Raw genomic sequence first — 643 nt, forward strand, 5'->3', positions numbered from 1 at the left:
TCGCGCACCGCAACCTCCGCGTCCTCGACTGAAAGTGGCAGTAGCTGGACGGCCTGCGTCGTGCGGTAGAGACACTTTATCTGATCGGGACCGACAGGCGCCGAGCGCACCACGGCACCCGCAGGAATCCGCACCGCGCTCTCGGTGCCGTGTCCAAGCGGCATGCATTCGATGATCGACAGCGAGGGAATCGCCCGCGCCGCATGCTCGTACATGTTGTCGATCAGCGCTTCGGTGAATTCCGGACCGCCATCGTCGAGCTTCATGCGCAAACGCGCCATGAGCAGCGCAAAGCCCTCGAAGGTGGCGCGCACGCTGTCGCCCACCTCGCCGTAGCGCATACCCAAACAACGGGCAGCATCAGGATGCGCTTTGGCAAACTCGCCCGATGCGGCGCGCAAGTAGCGCATTTCCGCGTCGAAGTATTCGAGAAACGGATTCTCGTGCTCAAGCGCGGAATGCTTCCAAGGCGCGGTCATGGTCGCATCTCCGGCGGCAGAGGTGGCAAGGACAGTCCGCCGGCGGGCATCATCACACCCTTGCCGACGAGAAACACGCGCTGCGGCATCTTGAAGCCGCGCAGCTTGAGCAAATCGAGCGGCCCCGCGCCGACCTGCGCTTTGAGGTCGTACTGCAGAGGAAA

The 643-nt window shown here is 63.5% G+C and carries 1 protein-coding gene; it reads right to left on the reverse strand.

Annotated features, from left to right (window positions below; translation table 11 throughout):
• Positions 1–479, reverse strand: a 479-nt coding sequence (locus NCR40_RS27880; RefSeq protein WP_250511358.1) for a type VI secretion system baseplate subunit TssF, incomplete at its 3' end; no start/stop codon positions are given.
• Between the last annotated feature and the right edge of the window lie 164 nt (positions 480–643).

The organism is Caballeronia sp. GACF4, from assembly GCF_023631025.1.
Taxonomy (GTDB): domain Bacteria; phylum Pseudomonadota; class Gammaproteobacteria; order Burkholderiales; family Burkholderiaceae; genus Caballeronia.